Below are 23,855 nucleotides of genomic sequence, written 5' to 3'. Positions count from 1 at the left end.
AGATTTTAATACATAAACGGCGTATTCCATAATGAACCTAAATCAAAAAAAGCTTCACATTTCTGTGAAGCTGATTTAGTAGCGGGGACTGGACTCGAACCAGCGACCTTCGGGTTATGAGCCCGACGAGCTACCTGCTGCTCTACCCCGCGATATATTTTTAAAACTTTTTAGTACTTTTTCCAATCTCATCTCGAACCAGCGTCCGCCTCAGGCGGATATGAGCCCGACGAGCGGACTTTATGCTGAGCTTGTCGAAGTATGCTGCTCTACCCCGCGATATATTTTTAAAACTTTTTAGTACTTTTTCCAATCTCATCTCGAACCAGCGTCCGCCTTAGGCGGATATGAGCCCGACGAGCGAACTTTATGCTGAGCTTGTCGAAGTATGCTACTCTACCCCGCGATATATTTTTCTAATTACGGACTGCAAATATAAGAATACTTTTCGTTTTGAACAAAATAATATAAAAGTATTACAACTTAGATTTCAAAGCTTCTAATTCAGATTTGATATGCTTTAATTTTCTGATTAAATCATAGTTGCCTAATGAATTGCCTTTGTGTGTTTTAAGATGTTGCTTTGCCCCATCTAAAGTAAAGCCACGCTCTTTGACCAAATGATAAATCAATTCAAAATATTTAATATCCTTTGGGGTGAATTTCCTATTGCCTTTAGCATTTTTCTTGGGCTTGATGACATCAAATTCTTTTTCCCAAAATCGAATCAAAGACGTATTGACACCAAAGGCTTTGGCAACTTCACCTATATTGTAATACAGTTTTTGTGGTAGGTCAACTTTCATTAATCTAAAGATTGATTTTCTAATGCAGAATTATTCATCATAGCTTCATAATCTTCAGCTGATAAATCGTTGTAATAAAAATAAATAGGGTTAACATGATGACCATTTTTCAACACTTCATAATGTAAATGCGGAGCAGTAGAAGACCCTGTATCACCAACATATCCTATAATTTCACCACGTTTAACCCGTTGGCCTCTATGTACAATAATTTTACTCATATGCCCGTATAGCGTTTCATAATTAAACCCATGGTCTAAAATTAAGTGTTTACCATAACCTCTTCTTGATATTTTAATCTCTTTTACTCTTGCATTTCCTGTTGCAAAAATTGGCGTGCCTTCTGGTGCTGAAAAATCCATTCCCGTATGCATTTTTCTGATTTTATAAATCGGGTGCATTCTCATCCCATAACCAGAAGCTAAACGGTTCAAATCTTCATTTTTAACAGGTTGAATAGCTGGTATTGAAGCTAAGAGTTCTTCTTTGTTTAATGCATATTCAACAATTTCATCTAAAGATTTTGACTGAACCACAACTCGCTTTTTAAGTTGGTCTAAACGCTTTTTAGTTTTAATAATAATTTCTGAATTCTTATACCGCTCAAGATCTTTATATCGATTTACTCCACCAAAACCCGATTTTCGTTGTTCTTCAGAAATTGGATCGGCTTCAAAATATACCCGATAAATTTTATTGTCTCGTTCTTCTATATTTTCTAAAACACTTGTAATTTCCTCCATTTCTCTATTCATCATTTCATATTGAAATTTCATTTGTTCAAGCTCATGCTTATAAGCTTTCTCTTTTGGGGTTTCTATTCCAGGAATATTCAGATATACAATCAACAATAATATACTGGACACTAAAGTCCCAAGAACAAACAAAAGCGTCAGTCCAAAGGTTTTACCTTTTTTACGTTCTATCTTACGGTATGAAAGTGTTTCCGTATCGTAATAATATTTTACCTTTCGCATTCTTAAATTTATATTACTTTTGCGTAACCGCTATTAAACATTGCAAATATAATAAAATTCAATACTTATTCGGGTTAAGCCATATTGCCTATGAATTCAAAAGAAATCAAAGCCAAGTTTTTCGACTTTTTTAAACATAAAAATCACAATTTTGTGGCTTCTGCACCAATCGTTCTTAAAGACGATCCGACTTTGATGTTCACCAACGCTGGAATGAATCAGTTTAAGTCTATTTTTTTAGGAACTGAAAACATTGAGTATTCCAGAGTTTATAACACTCAAAAATGCTTGAGAGTTTCAGGTAAGCACAACGACCTTGAAGAAGTTGGCAAAGACCATTATCACCACACTATGTTTGAGATGTTGGGCAATTGGAGCTTTGGCGATTACTTTAAAAAAGAAGCCATTGAATGGGCTTGGGAGCTTTTGACTAAAGTCTATAAAATTGATGCCGAAAACTTATACGTTACTGTTTTTGAAGGTTACCAAAAAGACGGATTAGAAAAAGATCAAGAGGCTTTTGATATATGGAAAACCATTGTTAGTGACAATCAAATTGTTCTTGGTAATAAAAAAGACAATTTCTGGGAAATGGGCGAACAAGGACCGTGTGGACCCTCGTCTGAAATTCATATCGACTTAAGGTCAGAAGCCGATAAAAAAGCGGTTCCTGCTAAAAGCTTAATCAATAAAGACCATCCTGAAGTCATTGAAATTTGGAATCTTGTCTTTATCCAGTTCAACAGAAAAGCCAACGGTTCTTTAGAAAATTTACCTCAACGACACGTCGATACAGGTATGGGGTTTGAACGTTTATGTCGAGTGCTTCAAAATAAAACATCTAACTACGACACTGATATTTTTCAGCCTATTATTAAAATTATAGAAAAAATATCTAATCACAATTACGGCACAAATAAAGAGACAGACATTGCCATAAGAGTCATTGCTGACCATATCCGAGCCGTGACATTTTGTATTGCCGACGGACAATTGCCCTCAAGCAATGGTGCAGGTTATGTAGTCAGACGTATTCTCAGGCGAGCCGTGCGTTATGCTTACACATTTTTAAACATAAGTAAACCGTTTATGTTTGAATTGGTTGAAGTTTTAAATCAACAACTCGGAAAAGACTATCCAGAATTAACCAAGCAAAAAACACTTTGCCAACGCGTCATTAAAGAAGAAGAGCAAAGCTTCCTCAACACTTTATCTCAAGGTTTAAAACGCCTTGAAGATATCATTAAAGAAAGTCAATCTAAAATCATTTCAGGTCAAAAAGCCTTTGAACTGTTTGATACATATGGTTTTCCTATCGATTTAACAGCTTTGATTTTAAATGAAAAAGGTTTTGATTACGACGAAAACGAATTCAAATCGGCTTTAGAGCAGCAAAAAAAACGCTCTCAATCGGCTTCTGAAAGTCAAACGGATGATTGGACGGTTGTTGAAAATAATAAAGGAAATGAATTTGTAGGTTATGATAACTTAAAAACTACTTCAAAAATTTTAAAATACCGCAGTTTTAAAACCAAAAAAGAAGGTCAACGTTTTCAAATTGTGTTGGATCAAACGCCTTTTTATCCTGAAGGTGGTGGACAAGTTGGCGATCGCGGACAATTTATGTTTGACAATGAAAATATCGACGTTTTAGATACCAAAAAAGAACACGGTGATATCATTCATATCACAAAAAAATTACCCTCAAATTTAAAACAGAGCTTTACCGCCAAGGTCAATGCTGAAAAACGCTTTCTTTCAGCTTGTAACCATTCTGCAACGCATTTGTTACATCACGCTTTAAGAGAAATTTTAGGTCATCACGTTGAGCAAAAAGGTTCATTAGTCAATGATAAATATTTGCGCTTTGATTTTTCTCATTTCGAAAAACTGAGCCCCGATGAGCTTTCCTCAATTGAGCAAAAAGTCAACAATCAGATTTCGGAACACATCGCTTTAGAAGAAAATCGCAATGCTGATTTTGAACAAGCTAAAGCCCAAGGAGCAATGGCTTTGTTTGGCGAAAAATACGGCGACAAAGTTCGCACTATAAAATTTGGAAATTCTATTGAACTCTGCGGAGGCACACACGTTGCAAATACAGCTGAAATATGGTATTTCAAAATCACGAGTCAATCTTCTGTAGCTTCTGGTGTAAGACGAATTGAAGCCATTACCAACAAAGCAGCCAAACAGTATTTAGAAGAAAAAGATACTGAAATTCAAAAAATATTAGATTTACTTGGGTCAAATCAACAACCCGTTCAGCAAATTGAAAAGCTACTTCAAGACATAGAAAATCTTAAAAATGAAAATCAAACATTACTCCAAGACAAGGCCAAAACCATAAAATCTGAATTAAAGAGTTCTGCTGAAACGATTAATGATGTTAATTTCATCGCTAAGCAAGTCGATTTAGATGCCAAGGCTATAAAAGATGTTGCCTTTCAACTCGCTGGCGAAATGGATAATCTGTTTTTAGTTTTAGGTTCTAATCAAAATGGAAAAGCTATTTTAGGTTGTTATATTTCTAAAAATTTAGTTGAACAAAACAATTATAATGCTGGACAAATTATTCGTGAACTCGGCAAATATATTCAAGGTGGTGGCGGTGGTCAAGCCTTTTATGCAACTGCAGGTGGCAAAAATCCTGACGGCATACCAAAAGCATTAGAAGAAGTCAAATCTTATCTATAAGTATGGGTTTAAAAATTTTGTTGTTAAGCGACACACATTCCTACATGGATGAAAAAATTCTGAAATACGTCAAAGAAGCCGATGAAGTCTGGCACGCTGGTGATATTGGCGATCTTAAAGTTACTGATGCGATAGAAAAACACACCAAACTCCGAGCCGTTTATGGCAATATAGATAGCCACGAAATTCGATCGTGTTTTCCTTTACATCAACAATTTAAAATTGACGATTTAAAAATTTGGATCACACATATTGGTGGTTATCCAAAACACTATAACCCGCAGATCAAACCTCAATTAGAAGCCAATCCACCTGATGTATTTATTTGCGGACATTCACATATCCTTAAAGTGATGCAAGACAAAAAACTCAAACTTTTGCATCTCAATCCAGGTGCAGTGGGCAAACACGGCTTTCATCAAAAAAGAACAATGTTGCGTTTTCAAATCAATCATTCTAAAATCGAAAACTTAGAAGTGGTTGATTTTGGCAACAGGGGCATTATCTCACAAAAGAACAACCAATGAAAAACATTGACATCAAAGACTTTAGCATTCAACCAGAAATTAAGTTGTCAGAACTTCCAACGCGTATAGATTTAGAAGCTAAAACATCAAAAATCGAAAAAAAACTTCAAAAAACGCGAAGAAATTTGAGCGAAATGCAAAACAAACTTTACGCTCATAGCAAATACAGCGTTTTGATTTGTATTCAAGGAATGGACACCTCTGGAAAAGATAGTTTAATCCGAGAAGTCTTTAAGGATTTTAATGTTAGAGGTGTGAATTGCTACAGTTTTAAAAAACCGACACTTTTAGAGCTTCAGCAAGATTTTTTGTGGCGACACTACAAGCGACTTCCTGCACGTGGTAAATATGCCGTTTTTAATCGTTCTCATTATGAAAATGTCTTGATTTCAAGAGTTCATCCTAAAATTGTGCTTAATGAAAATTTGCCACACATCAATCAAGTTGAAGATCTTAATGAAGAATTTTGGAATAAAAGGCTAAGACAAATCAATCAGTTTGAACAAATCATTGCCGAAAACGGCACCATCATTTTTAAATTTTTCCTGAACATTTCAAAAGACGAGCAAAAAAATAGATTGCTCAGACGACTCAATAAATCACACAAAAATTGGAAATTTGCCCCAGAAGATATCGAAGAAAGGCAGTTATGGCCAAAATATATTTCAGCCTACGAAAAAGCTATCAACTCCACTTCAAAATCATATGCACCTTGGTATAACATCCCTAGCAACGATAAACCCACAGCGAGATATATCGTTGCTAAAATTTTAGAAGAACGAATGTCAACTTACACTGATATTCAATATCCAACATCTGACCTTGAGCAAAACATCAAATTCTATAAAGACAAACTCAAGGCAGAATAGCCTGATGTTTCCAATATTTGTTTTGATACAACTTTCTAAAAATTTATCTTACTTCACAAACTATTTGTTTGACCCAAATAAATTCGCTTAACTTTGTAATAAAAAACATGCCTAATATCAATGCATCAAAACAGAGTTTTAATACACTAATCATTCTCATTGGTGCAGGTTTATTGTTATATGATTTTATCGCAAAACCCAACGAAATATATTTTAAAATCGCAGGATTAGTTATTTTAATGTTTGGACTGTATAAATCAACTCAACAATGGACCAGCGACAACAAAACTGATGACAACGAAAACTCAACTGAAGACGACGACAAGCCTAAGAATGATGAAGCCTGATTTTGAAATAGGAGATACTGTTGAAACTATAGATGATAATATCAAAGGCGTTGTGATTTCAATTGAAAATCAATTAGTTAAAATTTTATCTGAAGACGATTTTGAACTGACTTTCCAAGCCCACGAACTTATTAAAATTACCGAAAAAGGTTTAAGCATTAAAACTGACGACCTTAAAAAGGTACTCCAACAAGAACTTCACACCAATAGAAAAATACCAATTAAAAAAGAAAAGCATACAAACAAAATAGAAATCGATTTGCACATTCACGAATTGATTGACGATGCCAGACATTTGTCTAATTTTGAAATTTTAAACATTCAGCTTAACAAAGCCAAGCAACAACTCGAATGGGCTATGGATAAACGCATTAAATATGTTGTTTTTATTCACGGTGTTGGTCAAGGCGTATTAAAAGCCGAATTACAAACTTTGTTTAGACGCTATGAAAACTTAGAATTTTATGATGCCGACTACCAAACTTACGGCGTTGGTGCTACAGAAGTATGTATTTATTGACATATATTACTGACCTCATCTTCACTAACAACGGAATCATTAAAAGGTAAATCTTGTGAAGCAGAAGTTTGAAATCTTCCCATAATAAAATTGGTAAAACTCAAACTCTCACCTGTATTTAGATTTTCAAATGTGATATCCGTAAAAACAACTTGGGTAAAAAAACTGCGAGTTATTCTGTTGCGTTTTACCACATTAACTTCAAAACTATCAGTGATATTGGGGTTAAGATAATTGGCTAAACCATCAGCATTTAAGTCGTTATCAGGATTAAGAGCTGGATTTTCAGGATCTTCACAAGCATTCAAATCTTCATTTTTTGTAAGTACGCCGTCGCCATCATCATCGTTGTCTAAGTAGTTTGGAACGCCATCATTATCAGTATCTACATAAACCACATCGCCGTTTTCATCGGTTATCACATTGCCATTATCATCAAGGGCTTCAAGTTCTTCGCTTGCAGTTAATACATTATCATTGTCATCATCAGTATCTATAAAATTTGGGATGCCATCGCCATCAGAATCATCGTTAAATAAATTGCCGTCACCATTAATGTCTTCAAGTTCTGCAGGAATACCATCGTTATCATCTTGATTAGAAATTCTTATTTCTAATACAGCCATTCCGCCCGTCGTACTCACAAATTCTTCATTAACTTGTGGTGAGCTTGGTGGGATTTCCTGACAGAAATAATCAGCCCCATTAGTTCCTGAGCTCAATTTTCTATAAACCACCTTATTGTCAGAACTGATTGGAATTTCAAGAGTTTCAGTTGTTTCAAGTCCTGTAAACGTCCCATCAAAATCTGCATTTGGAAATCGAAATGAAATGGCTTCATTGGTCTCTGGGTCGATAAAATATAAAACATTAATATTATTTTGTTGACAAAGAGATAGATTAGTGTTTTCGTCAAAATTAAATGAACTCACAATCACATTGCCATCATCACAAGAGATTAAAAAATTTATGGCAACAATAATTATTAAAAAATGATATTTGAATTTACTGAATCTCAATTGTTTTATTTTTTTTACAAACTTAAAGTTTTTTAGTTATCTCTGCTTTAGGTTTTAGGTTTTTAAAACATTTAAAATTATATATAATTTTTCTCATAAGAATTAGCAATTTATGAATTAAAACGATTTTAGTTTTAAAATCCTTAATTTTGCAAGTATTAATTCAATTTAGAAGCCATAAATATGAAAAACATATATTTTGATAGTGCAGCAACGTCTCAAATGCGTGATGAAGTCATTGAAGCTATGAGTCAAAGTATGCAAGAATGTTACGGCAATCCTTCATCAACTCACGCCTTTGGTCGTAAAGCCAAGTCAAAAATTGAAGCTTGCCGAAAAGATATTGCTAAAACTTTAAGGGTTACGCCTGGCGAAATTATATTTACTTCTGGTGGCACCGAAGCTGACAATATGGTATTGAAATGTGCTGTTTTTGACCTTGACGTCCAACGCATCATCACTTCCAGAATTGAACATCACGCTGTGCTTAACACTGCTCAATTTTTAGAAGCTCAAGCCAATATTAAAGTTGAATATGTCAATTTAGACCAAAACGGACAAGTCGATTTAAATCATCTCGAAAAACTTTTGGCTGACGATTCACACAAAACTTTAGTGAGTTTGATGCACATCAATAATGAAATTGGTAATAAATTAGATTTAAAAACTGTATCAGATTTGTGCCAAAATCACGATGCACTTTTGCATTCTGACACTGTTCAATCTATTGGTCATTTTGAAATTGATTTAGAAGATTGTCCTTTAGATTTTCTGGCTGTTAGTGCTCACAAATTTCACGGGCCAAAAGGTGTAGGTTTTGCCTATATCAACAAGAAACACAGGTTGGCATCATTAATTCAAGGTGGCGAGCAAGAACGCGGTCATCGTGCTGGTACTGAAAATGTGTCAGGCATTATTGGGTTGCACAAAGCTTTTAATCTTGCTTATGAAAATTTAAAAACTGAAAGTGCTTATATAAAAGAACTTAAACGTTACTTTATCCAAAAGTTAGAAGAGCATATTGATGGAATTATGTTTAATGGCTTGTGCAAAGATTTAGACCAAAGCACTTATACAGTTATCAACTTCAGCCTGCCAATTTCAGAAGCTAAAGCTGGCATGTTATTGTTTCAACTCGACTTAAAAGGCATAGCTTGCTCACAAGGCAGTGCTTGCCAAAGCGGAAGCCAACAAGGTTCTTTTGTTCTTAATGAAATTTACGGTGCTGAAAAAGCCAAAACACCTTCACTTCGATTTTCGCTGTCACACTACAACACTAAAGAAGAAATAGATTATGCAGTTGAGGTGCTTTCTGAGTTTGTGAAAACGGATAAAGTGGAGTTGTAGAAAGCTCACTTAATTGATATTTCTTCAAATGTTAGGTTTGAGCCTTGTTTTTCGTAAATTTGATTTTTATTTTTTTTAAATTTAACTTAATATGATTAAGCATAACTGGACGCGTTCAGAAATTCTTGACATCTATCACAAACCTTTAATGGAGTTGATGCACCAAGTGGCGAGTATTCACCATAAACATCACAATCCCAATACGATTCGAGTTTCAACATTATTGTCTATCAAAACAGGTGGTTGCCCAGAAGATTGTGGGTATTGTCATCAAGTAGCTCACAAAATTGAACGTAACGAAGAAGCTAAAAAACACATCAAAAAGCTATTGTCTAATTTTTAAATTTGAAAATGATTCAAAAACTCAATACTCAACCTGTTGAACGGGTTAAAAACATATCAGCACAAGATTTTATTCAACACTACGTCAAGCCACAAAAACCTGTAGTGATTGAAAACTTAATTGAAGATTGGCCAGCAAAAGAATTATGGTCACTTGATTATTTTAAGGTCATAGCGGGAGATTTAGAAGTGCCACTTTATGATTCAAGACCTGTTACATCAGAGTTCAAGTATAATGAGCCACAGGCTAAAATGAAGATGTCTGAATATATTGATTTACTACAAAGTCAACCCACAGATTTACGTTTGTTTTTATTTAACCTTATCAAAGAACGACCAAAATTACAAGAGCATATCAAAATGCCTGATGTAGGATTAAAATTGTTTAAAGATTTACCTTTCCTCTTTATAGGTGGGCAAAACTCAAAAGTGTTTATGCATTACGATATTGATTTAGCCAATATTTTACATATTCATTTAAAAGGAGAAAAACAATGTCTAATTTTTCCACCATCAGAAACCAAATATCTTTATAAAGTTCCAAATTCATTAGTGACCAACGACGACATAGATTTTACTAATCCTGATTTTGAAACCTATCCTGCTTTGGCTTATGCAAAAGGCTACACCACAAACTTATCCTCAGGCGAAACGCTATATATGCCCGAAGGTTATTGGCATCATATGCATTATATAACTCCTGGATTCTCTATAAGTCTTAGAGCCTTAGCACGCAAACCTAAACATCTTGGTAAAGCTGTTTACAATATTATTGTTATGCGGAGTATAGAAAACTTGATGCGAAAATGGAAAGGTGATAAGTGGCTTAAAGCTAAACAAAAAGCTTCTATCATAAATACGCACAAATCTTTGAATTTGTAAAACTTTGGAGTTACAATTATTACAAAATAATTTTATATTACATCAATACGGTTCTCTGTTTTGGAAAGAGCAAAATATGCTAATTGTAGCCGACTTACATCTCGGCAAAATTGAGGGTTTCAGAAAACATGCTAATGCTATACCAAATTTATCCAATGCAGTAGATTATATTCATTTAGAGCAAAATATCACCCAATTTTTACCTCAAAAAGTTGTTTTTATAGGCGATTTATTCCATTCCACACTCAACAAATCTTGGTCTATTTTTCAAGCTTGGGTACAACACCAACCTGTTGAATTTGTATTAATTTCTGGAAATAAAGATTTTATCCCTGTTACGCATTTTCAAGATTTAGGTTTTCAAATTGCACAACAGCTTGATATTTCTGACTTTCGCTTAACTCACAAGCCTGAAGATACAGACGAATTGTTCAACATTTGTGGATACATTCATCCTGGTTATAAATTGCGTAGCAAAACCAAACAACAACTCAACCTTCCATGCTTTTATCAAAAGTCAAATCAGCTTATTCTGCCAGCTTACGGTAGCATTTCGGGTAATAGTAATATCACACCCAAAAACGACGAGCACATTTACGTATTATCAGACCAAAGTGTTGAACAAGTTGTTTAGAAAAAATTTATGTTTCTAAAAAAAACGAATTGACAACAGTTTTGTTTTCATTATAAAGCATAGTTTCGATACGCCCAACAAATTTTGGGTTTCTGCGTTTTACTTCGAAAAATCACTCAATTTGACGGTTTTATTTAATTGAGTGATTTAAATCGAACTCACGTTAATTAATCTAATTTTTCTGATTTTCAAACTCTTCAAATTCGCTTTTGTTTTGTTCTCTTGGCCAAGAATTGTTTGACACATCAATATCAGCGGTTTCTAAATTAGGGTCTAACTGGATATTGGTGATTTTCTTTTGACTACCGATGGTTTTTGAGATTTGATTGTCGTTTTTTCTCCACACTTGAACAGGGTATTTTTTCAATTCTTTACTGCCATCTTCATAGGTGTATTCAACGATGACTGGCATGACCAAACCGCCAGGTTTATTGAATGTGATCTCATAAAAATATTTAGGCAATTCTTTAAGATTACGGCGTTCTTCGGCAGTAAAATTATCCATCAAGAAAGTTTTGAGATTTTGAGAATTTTTTAAGTTATCTTCAGAAGATGCAGATGCTTTAGCTTCTTCAGAATCGGCTGGGACAACATAGACTAAACCTTTGAGTTTAGGATTGTTTTCTGGTTCAGTAATACCAAATTGTGCAAAGTATTCTTTACCTTCTTTGGTGATTTTATCGGTAAGTTTATAGGTTTTTACGTCTTTAATACCAATATCAACATAATCTGTAGTATAAAACCAACCTCTCCAAAACCAGTCTAAATCAATCGCTGAGGCGTCTTCCATAGTTCTAAAAAAATCTTCAGGTGTTGGGTGTTTAAACATCCAACGTTGGGCATATGTTTTGAATGCATAGTCAAATTTTTCAGGTCCCATAACGGTTTCTCTTAATATATTGAGAGCTGTTGCAGGTTTGCCATAAGCGTTGTTTCCTAACTGATACACTTGTTCTGGATTGGACATGATAGGGGTCATAAAATCTTGAGAGCCTTTCATATAATCAACAATTTTGAATGGGAAACCACGTCTTGATGGATAGACATTATTGTCATTTAAAAGCTCAGGATAGTCTTTTCCCATTTGTTGCTCGGTTAAAAATTCGACAAAAGAATTGATCCCTTCGTCCATCCAACCCCATTGACGCTCATCGCTATTGACTATCATTGGAAAGAAATTATGACCTACTTCATGAATGATTACGCCAAGCATTCTATACCGGGTTTCATCGCTATAAGATCCATCTTCATTTGGTCTTCCAAAATTAAAACATATCATTGGGTATTCCATACCTATACTTTTACCGTGTACCGAAACCGCCTTATGATAAGGGTAATCAAAAGTATGTTTGCTGTAAGTTTTTAAGGTTTCGGCAACAGCTTTGGTTGACCACTCTTCCCACAATGGATTGCCTTCTTTGGGATAAACTGAAACTGCCATAGCGGTTTTGCTACCAACTTTGACATTCATCATATCGAGAATATATTTACGTGAAGAAGTGAAAGCAAAATCTCTGACATTTTCAGCTTTATAAGTCCATGTTTTGGTGTTTTTCGTTTTAGTTTTTTCGTTTTCTCGGGCTTCTTCTTCAGTAACAATGACGACGGGTTTATCAAAAGATTTCAAGGCTTTTTCGTAGCGTTGCATCATTTGTTTAGAATATACTTTTTTGCGATTTTGAAGTTTGCCAGTGGCTTCAACAATATGGTCTGCGGGAACCGTGATATTGACTTCGTAATTGCCAAAAGGCAAAGCAAACTCGCCAGAACCCCAAAATTGGTAATTTTGCCAACCTTCTACGTCGTTGTAAACTGCCATTCTCGGAAAAAATTGAGCAATAATAAACATGGCATTATCCTCTTCTTCAAAATTTTCATAACCTGAACGGCCACCATCTTTTAATCTGTTATTGATTTTATAATTCCATTTGATATCAAAGGTAAAACTTTCGCCAGGTGCTAAGTTTTCACTCATTTCAACCCTCATCATGGTTTGGTTAATGCTATAAGGCAAAGGCTTGCCATCTTTAGAAACGTTTTCAATATTAAAACCGCCATCAAATGGTTCGTCCATATATTCTGAAACAATTGAGCTTGGTCTTAAAACAGGGTTGAACCCACTGCCATTTTTATCTTTAGCCGGACTGTCTTTTTTTCTGATATTTTGGTCGAGTTGAACCCAGAGATATTCCAAATCATCGGGTGAATTGTTGGTGTAGGTAATGGTTTCTTCTCCAAATATTTCTTTGGTATTTTCATCAAGCCTGATGTCCATTTTATAATCGGCTGTGTTTTGATAATACGCTGGACCAGGTGCACCAGAAGCTGTTCGGTATTGGTTTGGCGTTGAAAATTCTTGGTAAAGTTGTCTGAATTTGTTTTGGTTGGTGTGACCTTCTTCTTTTTGGGGTTGTTCTTGTGCATAAAAATTAAAACTCACGAGAAGTCCTAATAGCAAAAGCAAATTGCGTTTTATCATCATATTAATTGTATTTTAATGGCTAAAATTAAACATATATTTAACCTAAATTTAGTTTCTAATTAAATTTTAACACCGCTTCAGAATCAAAGCGTGTTAATAGGACGCTTTTTTTTTGTTGAAGTTTAAAGCAATGCACAATATTTTTTTGATCTTCAAAGACATCGGTAAGTAAAAGATTTTGAACTTTGATGTTTTTAAAATTTTGAATGTTAGTGATTTTTAAATATATATTGATACGGTCTTCGTCAAATTTGTAACCGAGATATGAAATTGTTTGTACTTGATTATCTGTTGTGATACTAAGTTTTTTATCAAAATACATTTTGATGAAAGTTTCTACATTTTTAGATTGTTCTGAGGGTTTAAGCACGATGTCTTTTCCATATCGAGCTTTCAAAACCTTTTCAAAATCGTTGTAAAATAAACGAGAGATAATTTCAAGTCGTTCTTTATCTGGGTTGAATTTAATTTCAGTTAAACCCACATAATATTTATGATTTAATGCAGTAAAAAATTGAGTAAAAACAATGAGACTTAGTGTGATGTATTTAATCATTTATCTTTTGAGTTTTATCCTTTTCGCTTTCTTTAAGTTTGATATAATCTTGAGCTAATTTTGGCAGTAATTCAGTCAGCAAAAGTTTATCTTTTTGTTGAGTTAATTTAATGACTTCCGGATGATTTTCGATACAATAATATGTAAAATCTTCTATAAGATTGCTCGGAATGTTAAGGTCTTCATGATAAAACCGCTCAGGAAAAAGTTGATGAAGTCTTTCTTTGCGATTATCGGTGCGTTCGTAAACAATAAGGTTTTTATACATTTTAATGTTACCATTCATCAGATTTATTAAATATCCTATAAGAGAACCTGAAACTCCAGCCAAACGCCTTTCTTCTCTTGTATAATATTCAATATAAGCAGGAAACCCCAGTTGTGTTTGACTAAAATCGTAGGTTTCAATGCTTTCAGCGTCTTTGGCTAAATCGCCTGTTAAGCCTAAAGAATACAGATTAACATCTTGAAGTTCATTGACTTTAAGGCTTAAAGGAATTTCAATTTCATCTTCAAAAAATTCAGGTTTGACTAAAAATTTAACTTCGCTGTATTGAATAGATGAAATCAGTATGCTATCACCGACTTTAGCTGGAATTTCAAAACGACCATCTTCTTGACTGATTGTGGCTTTGTATTGATTTAAGTTGATGATATTTATAAAAGAATTGTCGAGATTTTTTCCTGTAAATTGACCTTTAATTGTTTTGTTTTGAGCGAAACTCAAATTGAAATAAAACATCATCAATATGAATCCTAAAAACGCTTTCATTAATCCATTTTTACTGATGATTTATTGAATTCTTTAGATTTATCTAATAGAAATTGTATCAAATCCATTTCGTTTCCTTTTTTAAGCAATTCGGGAGTTAGACCATGATCATCTGCATAAAAAATAAAGGCGTTAATTTGGTCTTCTTCAATATCAAAATATTCTTTAAAAAACGCATTATCATACATTTTTCTCACTTCAACATCGACATTTTCTACCCTAACATTTTCCTTTTTTTTGGGTCTCTTTTTAATATATCGCTTGAAAATTTGCACAAAATCCATCCCGTAATCCAAATATTCATCATCTATGGCTACATTTTGTGCTCTTATCTGACTATCTGTGGTAATATCTGCATCATAACCGCTTACCAATTCTTTTTGGTCGATGCTTAAATCAACTTCATCGGTATTGATTTTTTTGACATCAACATTTAAGTTGCCACTTAATAGATTTGAAGAAACAGTAACTTCATTGAGTTGATTGACGTTTTCTCTGATTTGAATGACGATATCTTTTTCATCCATAATTTCTTTGGTAATTTCAATTTCAAAATCTTGAAACTGAACAGATGAAATTAAAATACGGTCTTTTCTTTTCACTTTGATTAAAAAATTGCCATAGGCATTAGATGTTGTCCCTTCTTTGGTATTGATATTGTAAACATTGATGTCTTTAGCTTCCGCATCGGCAGGAACGTTAATTTTACCTTTAAGAATTTGACGTTCAGGAACTTGAGAATAAGATAGGTTGATATGAAAAATAAAAAGTAAGAGTAGTAAATATCTCATAGTGGTAATTTTACTTTAAAAATAAGCATTTAAATGTTAAGCCTATAAAAATAGGTCTTAAAAATTAGTGAATAAAATTTAAATCAACTCAAATTGTTTTCCCGGTAAAGGTCTTACTAAGCCTTTCAATTCAAGATTCAGAAGAATGGTAGATAATTTTGATGTTGGAATTTGGCAAGACAACGCTAAAGGGTCAATTTCGGTTTTTTGAAGGGATTTTAAGCTTTCAACAACAATTTTTTCTTCTTCATTCAAATCTACAAAAAGTTGGGTTTGATGAGCTGGTTTTGGTTTTTGGTCAACATCCCAATTGAGTATATAAGCCAAATCTGCAGCACAGGTCAGCATCATAGCTTGTTGTTTTTTGATGAGGTTGTTGCACCCAATACTCATTTTGTCACTGTATCTACCTGGCAATGCAAAAACTTCGCGATTATAGCCATTTGCCATTTCGGCAGTAACCAACGAACCGCCTTTTGCAGCACTTTCTATAACGATTGTGGCTTCGCTCAGTCCAGCAATAATACGGTTTCGTTTTAAAAAATTATTGCGGTCAAACTTATCATCACTACAAAAATCTGTAAAAAACCCACCGTGTTTCATGATATCATGGACGTATTTTTGATGTGCTTTGGGGTAAACTTGATTCATTCCATGACCAAAACAACCAATGGTTTGTAAGTTGTGATGTAGTGCAGCTTTTTGAGCGGTTATATCGGTGCCATAAGCAAAACCAGAAACAATAACAGGGTCAAACACCGCCAAATCAGAAATCAATTGTTCTGTAAATTGTATGCCGTGTGAAGTGATATTTCTTGTGCCAACAATACTGATGATTCGTTTGTTTTGCAAATCGATGTTGCCTTTTTGAAATAAGACGAGTGGACCGTCTATACAGTGTTTTAAATTTGTGGGATAAGTTTTGTCTTTAAAATATAGAAAATCAATATCGTTGTCTTCAATAAATTTTAATTCGTTTTCAGCACCATCTAAATCTAAGTCTTTTTTTATGGTTTGTATTCTTTTAGTGCCAAGTCCGTTTATTTTTTGAAGGTTTTGCGACTTTTCTTTAAAAATGGCTTCAGCCGAACCTAGAATTTCTATTAATTTTTTGGCTGTTGTATCACCGATATACGATAATCTGTGAAGTGCTAAAAGGTATATTTTTTCTTGATGAGACATATTGAAAATTCTTTCTTAAATTTATTCTTCAACACTTTCTTTAGAAATTTGGTCTTCTTTTTTAGCAGAATTTTCTTGGGTAATTTTTTTAGATTTTACCGATTCAATCTCTTTACCCATATACACTAACTTAGAGTTATTATCAATCTCAACTTCATCACTGCTTGAAGGAATAATTTCTAAAACATCATCTTTGGTTTTAATAAAAATCGGGATTACATCAGGATCAGCTTTGGTCATTTCAATCAAACCATTATAATGTTCTTGTGAATTAATATCGGTTTCGTGAATTTTTGGGTAACGTCTTGAAAGGTTAACCAATTTGATATAATCGTCTGTTTGTGAAAACAAACCATCTTTTGGGTTGTTTTCTGGGTCGTTCATTTCTTCTGGCGATATAACTCTAAATGTGCCATTTTCACCAAATTCTTTTTTGAAATTTTCTATAGCTTTTTTGTTGATAGAAGAGTTGCCAGTCAGTGCCATAAGATAACCCATATCGCTTAATTCAAGGTTGTCTTGAAGGTCATCTGAAAAAATATCTGCTTCAAAGGCTTCCAACCCCATTTTTTTGGCTTCATCTATATTGTTTTGGTTGTTATCAACTACTACTACATGACGGTTATTTTCTTTAAGATATTTAGCTATGATACGCGAAAAAGAAGATGATCCTATAATTAAAATACCACTTGAATTTTTAAGAAAAACACCAACCAATTTTGCGAAAGGTCTTGCTGTTGTGGCGTTTAATAGTACAGTTCCCAAGACAATTAAGAAGACTAATGGGGTGATATATTCGGCACCTTCTACACCTTTGTTGACCAATTTTATCCCAAAAAGCGAGGCTATACCTGCAGCAACTATACCGCGTGGACCAACCCAACTGATAAATATTTTTTCGTTTAGCTTTAAATTTGAATCAATGCTACTCAGAAAAACACCCAACGGTCTGATTACGAACACGATAGTTATAAATAAATATAGCGATTTATGATTGTAAACTAATAATAAATCTTCGTAGTTGATGTTAGCCGCTAACAATATAAAAAGAATGCTTATGAGTAAAACACTTAAGGATTCTTTAAAATATAATAAATCTTTTAGATTAGGTAGATTAATATTTCCCATAATTACACCCATAACAACTACGGCGAGTAGTCCGCTTTCTTGTGCAAAAATATCTGCTAAAACAAAAACGCCTAAAACAGTAGCTAAGGTAACCACATTGAGCAAATAATGCGGTATAATTTTTTTCTTAATCAAATAAGATAGACCATGAGCAAAGGTGAATCCAAAGCTAAATCCAAATAAAACCACTTTGCCAAAACCTATTAAGGCTTTTGATGAATATTCGGCACCAGCACCAGCATTGATAAACTCAAAAACCAAGACGGCAAACAAAGCTCCAATAGGATCAATAAGAATGCCTTCCCATTTTAAAATGGCTGCGACGTCTCTTTTTAGCGGAATATTTCTGAGAATAGGAGTAATAACCGTTGGTCCTGTAACAATAATCAAAGCAGAAAACAACAAAGAAATTTTCCAAGACAAACCAAAGATAAAATGGGCGGCAACACCAGCACCTACAAAGGTAATAATCACAGCAACGCTAATTAACTTAACAATGACATTGCTCACATTTAAAATCTCACCGCGTTTCAGCGTTAATCCACCTTCAAATAAAATGATGCCAATGGCTAAAGACACAAAATAATATAAACTTTCACCAGGAAAAAGCCCTTTTTCTCCATTCCAAACAGGTTCAATAAATTTTGAACCATCTTCAGTATATAAAGTAGCTAAAGGACCAACCGCTAAACCAATTAATATTAAAGGTAAAATGGCTGGAATCTTAAAACGCCAAGCCACCCATTGTGCTATTATTCCAAATATTATGATTGATGCTAATTCTAACATAGATTTTATTATGTGGTTAAAAATAGCATAATTCAATGACAAACAAAATAAGTTAAGAGAGATTTATTATCTTGCAAGTCCTTTAAAATTTAAGTATGAAATTATATTCTATAGAAACAGGAAATTTTAAATTAGACGGTGGTGCTATGTTTGGTGTCGTACCAAAAACGCTTTGGTCAAAAACCAATCCTGCCGATAATAATAATATGATTGATATTGCCGCGACGAGTTTACTTATTGAAGATGGCGACAAGCTCATTATTATCGATACCGGATTAGGCAATAAACAAAGCGAAAAGTTTTTTAGCTACTATCATCGTTGGGGTGATGACAACATAGATAAATCCCTAAAACAATACGGATTTCATCGTGATGACATTACTGATGTTTTTATGACGCATCTACATTTTGACCATTGCGGAGGAAGTATTCAGTGGAATAAAGACCGAACCGGTTATGAACCCGCTTTTAAAAATGCTAAATTTTGGACCAATCAAGAACATTGGGATTGGGCAACAAACCCCAACGATAGAGAGAAAGCTTCTTTTTTAAAAGAAAATTTGTTGCCTATGCAGGAGTCAGGTCAGCTTTGTTTTTTAGAGCGTCAACATCAAAGAGAATTTTATAAGGAATTGAATTTTGAAGTTTTGTTTGTTGACGGACACACCGACAAACAAATGATTCCTATAATCAAGCATCAAAACAAAACCTTAGTATTTGCAGCCGATTTATTACCAACAGCAGGTCACGTGCCTTTGCCTTATGTTATGGGATATGATACAAGACCCTTGTTGACTTTAAAAGAAAAAAAAGTTTTTTTAAACGAAGCTGCTGATGAAAATTATTATCTATTTTTAGAACACGATGCACACAATGAAATTATTAATCTTAAACATACCGAAAAAGGTGTGAGACATGATCAATCCTTAACTTTTAACGAATTATTTAATTAAAAATTAAACCATGACACTTAAACACATTACCTCAGTATCAAGTTTAGCTATTAGCACTTTGCTATTGATAAGCTGTGGGTCAACAGGCCCTAAAATTGTTTCAACCCCAATTGAAAATATAGATACACAACCACGGAAAACCACAGAGCTAACTGAAGACCAAAAGAAATCTTGGGCACATTTAGACTTGGTCAATGATACTATTCCTGGCATGAGTGTTGAAAAAGCCTACATCGAATTGATCAAAAATTACGAAGGAAAAAATGTGATTGTAGCTGTTCTTGATAGCGGGATAGATATAGAGCACGAAGATTTAAGCCCAGTAATTTGGACAAATAAAGACGAAGTGGCAGGCAATAATGTAGATGATGACAAAAACGGTTATGTAGATGACATTCACGGTTGGAATTTTCTCGGTGATGTTGTCGGTGAAAATTTAGAAATGACCAGAATTATTAAAGCACATCGAGACCAATTTGAAGGCAAAACGGCTGACCAAATCCCAGCTGCTCAAAAAGATGAGTTTGAACTCTACAAAAAAGCAAAAGCCGAATATGAAAAAGAAGTCCAACAGGCACAAGCCAATGTTGCTCGTTATCAAGGTCTTTTGCAACAACTCAATGCGTCTAATGCTACTGTAAGTAAAGCCTTAGGTAAAGAAAAATTTACCAAAGAAGAGGTTGCTGCGATGAAAGCCGAAACCGAAAGTCTTCAGCAAAGCAAGCAATTTATGCTCTTTGTTTTGAATAATGTTGGCGATGATGTAGAAGAAGCCAAAAAGCAAATTCAAGGTGGAGTAGATTATTTTAAAGGTAGAATGGACACTCACTTCAATTTAGACAAAGACTTTAGAGCAGAAAAACTTGGCGATAACCCAGATGATATGTCCACCAAATATTATGGTAATAACCAAGTAATGGGACCAGATCCTAAAAAAGAAGATGTTCTTCACGGCACACACGTTGCAGGAATTATAGGTGCGGTCAGAAACAATGGTCTTGGAATGAAAGGCGTTGCTGAAAAAGTAAGCATTATGCCAATCAGAGCTGTCCCCGATGGTGATGAATATGACAAAGATATTGCTCTAGGTATTCGTTATGCGGTTGATAATGGTGCAAAAATTATCAATACCAGTTTTGGAAAGTATTATTCTACACATCCTGATTGGGTCATTGATGCTATAAAATACGCTGCTGACAATGATGTATTGATTGTTAATGCTGCGGGCAATGAAGGTTTAGATTTAGATAAAAATCGCGTTTATCCGAATGATGAATGGCCTGGACAATCTCAAGAAATAGCCAATAACTTTGTCAATGTTGGTGCAATGACTTCTGAATATGGCTCAAATATGATTGCAAGTTTTTCTAATTACGGTCAAGGTAGCGTTGATGTATTTGCACCAGGTGCAGAAATTTACGCCACAGTGCCAAACAATGAGTATAAATTTTTATCTGGAACATCAATGGCATCACCTAATGTTGCTGGTGTTGCAGCAGTTATCCGCTCTTTATTTCCAAAATTGACTGCTACGCAAGTTAAATCGGTGATTTTAGATAGTGGTTTATCTCCAAATACAGAAGTGATTTTAAGCGGTGATTCAAGTAAAGTTAAACCTTTTGCTGAAATTTCTGAAACAGGTAATATGGTTAACCTTTACAACGCTATCATTTTAGCTAGCAAAATGAATAAGTCTTAAATTTAAAACTAAGATGATAAAATTTTCTAAACCCTGATACTTAAATATTAGGGTTTTTTAATATTTAACAAAAATTATTTCAATGAAAAATTTAATATTAATATCATTTTTAGCAACGATAAATATAACCTTAGCCCAAAATACCAATTCGTATTGGCAACAACATGTTGATTATACTATGGAAATTGATATGGATGTCAAAACACATCAATATCAAGGCAAGCAAGAATTGATTTATACTAACAACTCTCCGGATACGCTTCAAAAGGTGTTTTATCACTTGTATTTCAACGCCTTTCAACCTGGAAGTGAAATGGATGTGCGGTCAAGAACTATCAAAGATCCAGACAAAAGAGTAGGCGATAGAATTTCTAAATTAAAGGATGATGAAATCGGTTATATCAATGTCAATAGTTTAAAACAAAACGGTAAACCATTAGATTACAAAGTTGAAGGCACAATATTAGAAGTTCAACTTGACCAGCCTATTTTACCAGGTCAAAGCACAACATTTAATATGCAATTTGACGCTCAAGTTCCGTTGCAAATCAGACGATCAGGTCGCGACAACAAAGAAGGCATTGCCTATTCTATGACGCAATGGTATCCAAAAATAGCAGAATATGATTTTGAAGGTTGGCATGCCGATCCCTATATAGCAAGAGAGTTTCACGGCGTTTGGGGCAATTTTGATGTAAAAATAACTATCGATAAAAACTATATTCTCGGTGGTTCAGGATATCTTCAAAACCCCAACAAAATCGGTTATGGTTATGAAGACAAAGGTGTAAAAGTAAAACACAAAGGCAAAACCCTTACTTGGCATTTTGTGGCACCAAAAGTTCACGATTTTACATGGGTAGCAGACACTGACTACATTCATGATAAATTGACGGCTTCTGATGGTACGGTTCTTCATTTTTTGTATCAAGATGATGATGAAATCAAAAACAATTGGAAAAAATTTCAACCCAAAGCGGAAGAATTATTTACCTATTATAACGAAAATATCGGCCCATATCCATATGACCAGTATTCTATTATACAAGGAGGTGACGGCGGTATGGAATATGCCATGTGTACATTAATTACTGGTGAGCGGTCTTTTGAAAGTTTAGTTGGTGTTACAGCACATGAGATGGCACATTCATGGTTTCAACACGTATTGGCAACAAACGAATCTCAAAATGAATGGATGGATGAAGGTTTTACGACCTATATTTCAACTTTAGCTGAAAACGAGATTATGAACCAAGGAAAAGACCATCCATTTGCTGGTGCATATCAAGGTTATTTTCAATTGGCAAATTCTGGAATTGAGCAACCACAAACAACTCATGCCGATCGCTATGCCTTCAATGCTGCTTACGGACTTTCGGCTTATTCCAAAGGTGCAGTGTTTTTAAATCAACTTGGGTATATCATAGGAGAAAAAAATCTTAAACAAACCCTCAAAAGATATTATGACGAGTGGAAATTTAAACATCCAACACCAAATGATTTTATTAGAATAGCCGAAAAAGTATCTGGTGCAGAATTAAGTTGGTATTTGCATGATTGGACGATGACAACTAACACCGTTGATTATGCCATAAAAAATATTGAAGTTGCAGACAACGCAACCATTGTTACTATAGAGCGAATTGGGTTGACACCAATGCCTATTGAAGTTGAAGTCACTTACGACACGGGTGAAACCGAAATGTATTACATTCCTTTGCGTATAATGCGTTGGGAAAAACCTAACTTTAAAAATACCGCCGATGATTGGGCATGGGCTTACCCAACTTACAATTTAGAAATTCCAATTGGACAATATACCATAAAATCCATAGAAATTGATCCCAGTCAAAAAATGGCAGATGTTAATAGAGATAATAATGTTATAGAAAAATAGTTATATTTGAAAACATAACCTTAAAACCATTTAATCATGAAACGTAATTTAATTATTGCTGGTACTTTATCATTATCATTGTTGTCATCAAGTTGTTTGGGCTCATTCAATGCTTTTAACAATCTAAAAGATTGGAATATGCAAGTCTCAAATTCAAAATTTGTTAATAATGCAATTTTTTGGGGCTTAAATATTGTGCCTGTTTATGGGCTTTTCTTTTTAGGAGATGCCTTGATTTTTAATGTCTTAGAATTTTGGACAGGTAGTAATCCTATAGCTATGGCTGAAGGTGAAACTGAAACCCAAATCGCCAATGTGGACGGACAAAAAGTTAAAATGACGGCTCAAAAAAATCAATTTAAAATTGAAGTTTTAGAAGGCGAGAAGCAAGGTAAGATTGTTGAAATGGTTTATACCCCAGAAAACAAAACTTGGAATGCCAAAGACGGCAATAAACTGATTAAATTAGCGAGTTTTAAAGACGGTTTCTATATGGTTTATACTCCAGGTGGCGACCAAATTAAACTTGATGCCAATGCATCTCAGAGTCATAACAACCTGATTTTGAATCAAAAATTAGATACTTATCAAAAAAGCCTTTGGGCAAAACAATAATTGTTTTAATCGTGTAATTTCTAA

21 protein-coding genes, 1 tRNA gene and 1 pseudogene are annotated in these 23,855 nt (G+C 34.1%); 13 read left to right on the top strand and 10 right to left on the bottom strand.

The genetic code is table 11. The features are described 5' to 3' along the window. Positions 1 to 79: 79 nt before the first annotated feature. The 3 genes from ACSSV5_RS11360 to ACSSV5_RS11350 form a co-directional block, all read right to left on the bottom strand. Positions 80 to 152, bottom strand: a tRNA-Met gene (locus ACSSV5_RS11360). 324 nt (positions 153 to 476) lie between these two features. Beyond that, positions 477 to 806: a MerR family transcriptional regulator gene (locus ACSSV5_RS11355; protein WP_211065213.1), complete on the bottom strand. Its 330-nt coding sequence runs from the start codon at positions 804 to 806 to the stop codon at positions 477 to 479. After that, positions 806 to 1,783: a M23 family metallopeptidase gene (locus ACSSV5_RS11350; protein ID WP_454245953.1), complete on the bottom strand. Its 978-nt coding sequence runs from the start codon at positions 1,781 to 1,783 to the stop codon at positions 806 to 808. The genes ACSSV5_RS11355 and ACSSV5_RS11350 overlap by 1 nt, the downstream gene beginning before the upstream one ends. Before the next feature lie 90 nt (positions 1,784 to 1,873). Here ACSSV5_RS11350 and alaS point away from each other — a divergent pair, with 90 nt between their 5' ends. The 5 genes from alaS to ACSSV5_RS11325 all read left to right on the top strand — a co-directional run bounded on the left by alaS (position 1,874) and on the right by ACSSV5_RS11325 (position 6,743). Then, on the top strand, positions 1,874 to 4,480 hold the full coding sequence (gene alaS, locus ACSSV5_RS11345) for an alanine--tRNA ligase (RefSeq protein ID WP_454245952.1): 2,607 nt from the start codon (positions 1,874 to 1,876) through the stop codon (positions 4,478 to 4,480). Between the two features lie 2 nt (positions 4,481 to 4,482). Beyond that, positions 4,483 to 5,007 (top strand): metallophosphoesterase family protein, encoded by a 525-nt coding sequence (locus ACSSV5_RS11340; protein ID WP_454245951.1) that lies wholly within the window; start codon positions 4,483 to 4,485, stop codon positions 5,005 to 5,007. After that, positions 5,004 to 5,876 carry a PPK2 family polyphosphate kinase gene (locus ACSSV5_RS11335; RefSeq protein WP_454245950.1) on the top strand — a complete coding sequence of 291 codons (873 nt, stop codon included), beginning with the start codon at positions 5,004 to 5,006 and terminating at the stop codon, positions 5,874 to 5,876. The genes ACSSV5_RS11340 and ACSSV5_RS11335 overlap by 4 nt, the downstream gene beginning before the upstream one ends. A gap of 107 nt (positions 5,877 to 5,983) precedes the next feature. Then, a complete protein-coding gene (locus ACSSV5_RS11330) occupies positions 5,984 to 6,223 on the top strand; it encodes a hypothetical protein (RefSeq protein WP_454245949.1) in 240 nt (79 codons plus the stop codon). After that, the gene (locus tag ACSSV5_RS11325) at positions 6,168 to 6,743 is read left to right on the top strand and encodes a Smr/MutS family protein (protein ID WP_454245948.1); all 576 of its coding nucleotides are present in this window, start codon (positions 6,168 to 6,170) and stop codon (positions 6,741 to 6,743) included. Before ACSSV5_RS11330 ends, ACSSV5_RS11325 begins: the two co-directional genes overlap by 56 nt. Here the strand turns inward: ACSSV5_RS11325 and ACSSV5_RS11320 are convergent. After that, on the bottom strand, positions 6,737 to 7,762 hold the full coding sequence (locus ACSSV5_RS11320; protein ID WP_454245947.1) for a hypothetical protein: 1,026 nt from the start codon (positions 7,760 to 7,762) through the stop codon (positions 6,737 to 6,739). The two genes, ACSSV5_RS11325 and ACSSV5_RS11320, sit on opposite strands and share 7 nt — an antisense overlap. A 183-nt stretch (positions 7,763 to 7,945) precedes the next feature. On the opposite strand from ACSSV5_RS11320, the gene ACSSV5_RS11315 reads away from it, so the two are divergent. The 4 genes and pseudogenes from ACSSV5_RS11315 to pdeM all read left to right on the top strand — a co-directional run bounded on the left by ACSSV5_RS11315 (position 7,946) and on the right by pdeM (position 10,967). Continuing rightward, positions 7,946 to 9,109, top strand: a complete 1,164-nt coding sequence (locus tag ACSSV5_RS11315) for a cysteine desulfurase family protein (RefSeq protein ID WP_454245946.1) — start codon at positions 7,946 to 7,948, stop codon at positions 9,107 to 9,109. A 91-nt stretch (positions 9,110 to 9,200) separates the two neighbouring features. Beyond that, positions 9,201 to 9,389, top strand: a pseudogene (locus ACSSV5_RS11310) (biotin synthase BioB); the annotation flags it as partial. A 71-nt stretch (positions 9,390 to 9,460) separates the two neighbouring features. Beyond that, the gene (locus ACSSV5_RS11305) at positions 9,461 to 10,333 is read left to right on the top strand and encodes a cupin-like domain-containing protein (RefSeq protein WP_454245945.1); all 873 of its coding nucleotides are present in this window, start codon (positions 9,461 to 9,463) and stop codon (positions 10,331 to 10,333) included. Positions 10,334 to 10,337: 4 nt separating this feature from the next. Next, positions 10,338 to 10,967: a ligase-associated DNA damage response endonuclease PdeM gene (gene pdeM / locus ACSSV5_RS11300; RefSeq protein ID WP_454245944.1), complete on the top strand. Its 630-nt coding sequence runs from the start codon at positions 10,338 to 10,340 to the stop codon at positions 10,965 to 10,967. Positions 10,968 to 11,139: 172 nt separating this feature from the next. Here pdeM and ACSSV5_RS11295 read toward each other — a convergent pair whose 3' ends face one another. The 6 genes from ACSSV5_RS11295 to ACSSV5_RS11270 form a co-directional block, all read right to left on the bottom strand. After that, positions 11,140 to 13,446, bottom strand: a complete 2,307-nt coding sequence (locus ACSSV5_RS11295; RefSeq protein ID WP_454245954.1) for a M1 family metallopeptidase — start codon at positions 13,444 to 13,446, stop codon at positions 11,140 to 11,142. Positions 13,447 to 13,504: 58 nt separating this feature from the next. Continuing rightward, a complete protein-coding gene (locus ACSSV5_RS11290; RefSeq protein WP_211065224.1) occupies positions 13,505 to 14,005 on the bottom strand; it encodes a DUF6702 family protein in 501 nt (166 codons plus the stop codon). After that, complete coding sequence (locus ACSSV5_RS11285) at positions 13,998 to 14,777, bottom strand: hypothetical protein (protein WP_454245943.1); 780 nt, start codon at positions 14,775 to 14,777, stop codon at positions 13,998 to 14,000. Before ACSSV5_RS11285 ends, ACSSV5_RS11290 begins: the two co-directional genes overlap by 8 nt. Further along, complete coding sequence (locus ACSSV5_RS11280; protein ID WP_454245942.1) at positions 14,777 to 15,568, bottom strand: carboxypeptidase-like regulatory domain-containing protein; 792 nt, start codon at positions 15,566 to 15,568, stop codon at positions 14,777 to 14,779. Before ACSSV5_RS11280 ends, ACSSV5_RS11285 begins: the two co-directional genes overlap by 1 nt. Positions 15,569 to 15,646: 78 nt before the next feature. Then, positions 15,647 to 16,750 carry a DNA-processing protein DprA gene (gene dprA, locus ACSSV5_RS11275; protein ID WP_454245941.1) on the bottom strand — a complete coding sequence of 368 codons (1,104 nt, stop codon included), beginning with the start codon at positions 16,748 to 16,750 and terminating at the stop codon, positions 15,647 to 15,649. Between the two features lie 21 nt (positions 16,751 to 16,771). Next, positions 16,772 to 18,667, bottom strand: coding sequence for a cation:proton antiporter (locus ACSSV5_RS11270; RefSeq protein WP_454245940.1), 1,896 nt, complete (start codon positions 18,665 to 18,667; stop codon positions 16,772 to 16,774). Between the two features lie 95 nt (positions 18,668 to 18,762). Between ACSSV5_RS11270 and ACSSV5_RS11265 the strand changes: the two genes are divergently transcribed. The 4 genes from ACSSV5_RS11265 to ACSSV5_RS11250 all read left to right on the top strand — a co-directional run bounded on the left by ACSSV5_RS11265 (position 18,763) and on the right by ACSSV5_RS11250 (position 23,831). Then, complete coding sequence (locus ACSSV5_RS11265) at positions 18,763 to 19,620, top strand: MBL fold metallo-hydrolase (protein ID WP_454245939.1); 858 nt, start codon at positions 18,763 to 18,765, stop codon at positions 19,618 to 19,620. A gap of 10 nt (positions 19,621 to 19,630) precedes the next feature. Further along, on the top strand, positions 19,631 to 21,319 hold the full coding sequence (locus tag ACSSV5_RS11260; RefSeq protein ID WP_454245938.1) for a S8 family serine peptidase: 1,689 nt from the start codon (positions 19,631 to 19,633) through the stop codon (positions 21,317 to 21,319). An 82-nt stretch (positions 21,320 to 21,401) separates the two neighbouring features. Further along, positions 21,402 to 23,216, top strand: coding sequence for a M1 family metallopeptidase (locus ACSSV5_RS11255; protein ID WP_454245937.1), 1,815 nt, complete (start codon positions 21,402 to 21,404; stop codon positions 23,214 to 23,216). A 36-nt stretch (positions 23,217 to 23,252) separates the two neighbouring features. Then, positions 23,253 to 23,831: a DUF3332 domain-containing protein gene (locus ACSSV5_RS11250; protein ID WP_211065231.1), complete on the top strand. Its 579-nt coding sequence runs from the start codon at positions 23,253 to 23,255 to the stop codon at positions 23,829 to 23,831. Positions 23,832 to 23,855 lie beyond the last annotated feature (24 nt).

The sequence above is a fragment of the Psychroflexus sp. MBR-150 genome, assembly GCF_053628795.1.
The sequence above is the reverse complement of the archived record's forward strand: the minus strand, read 5'-3'. Positions and strand labels throughout refer to the sequence as shown.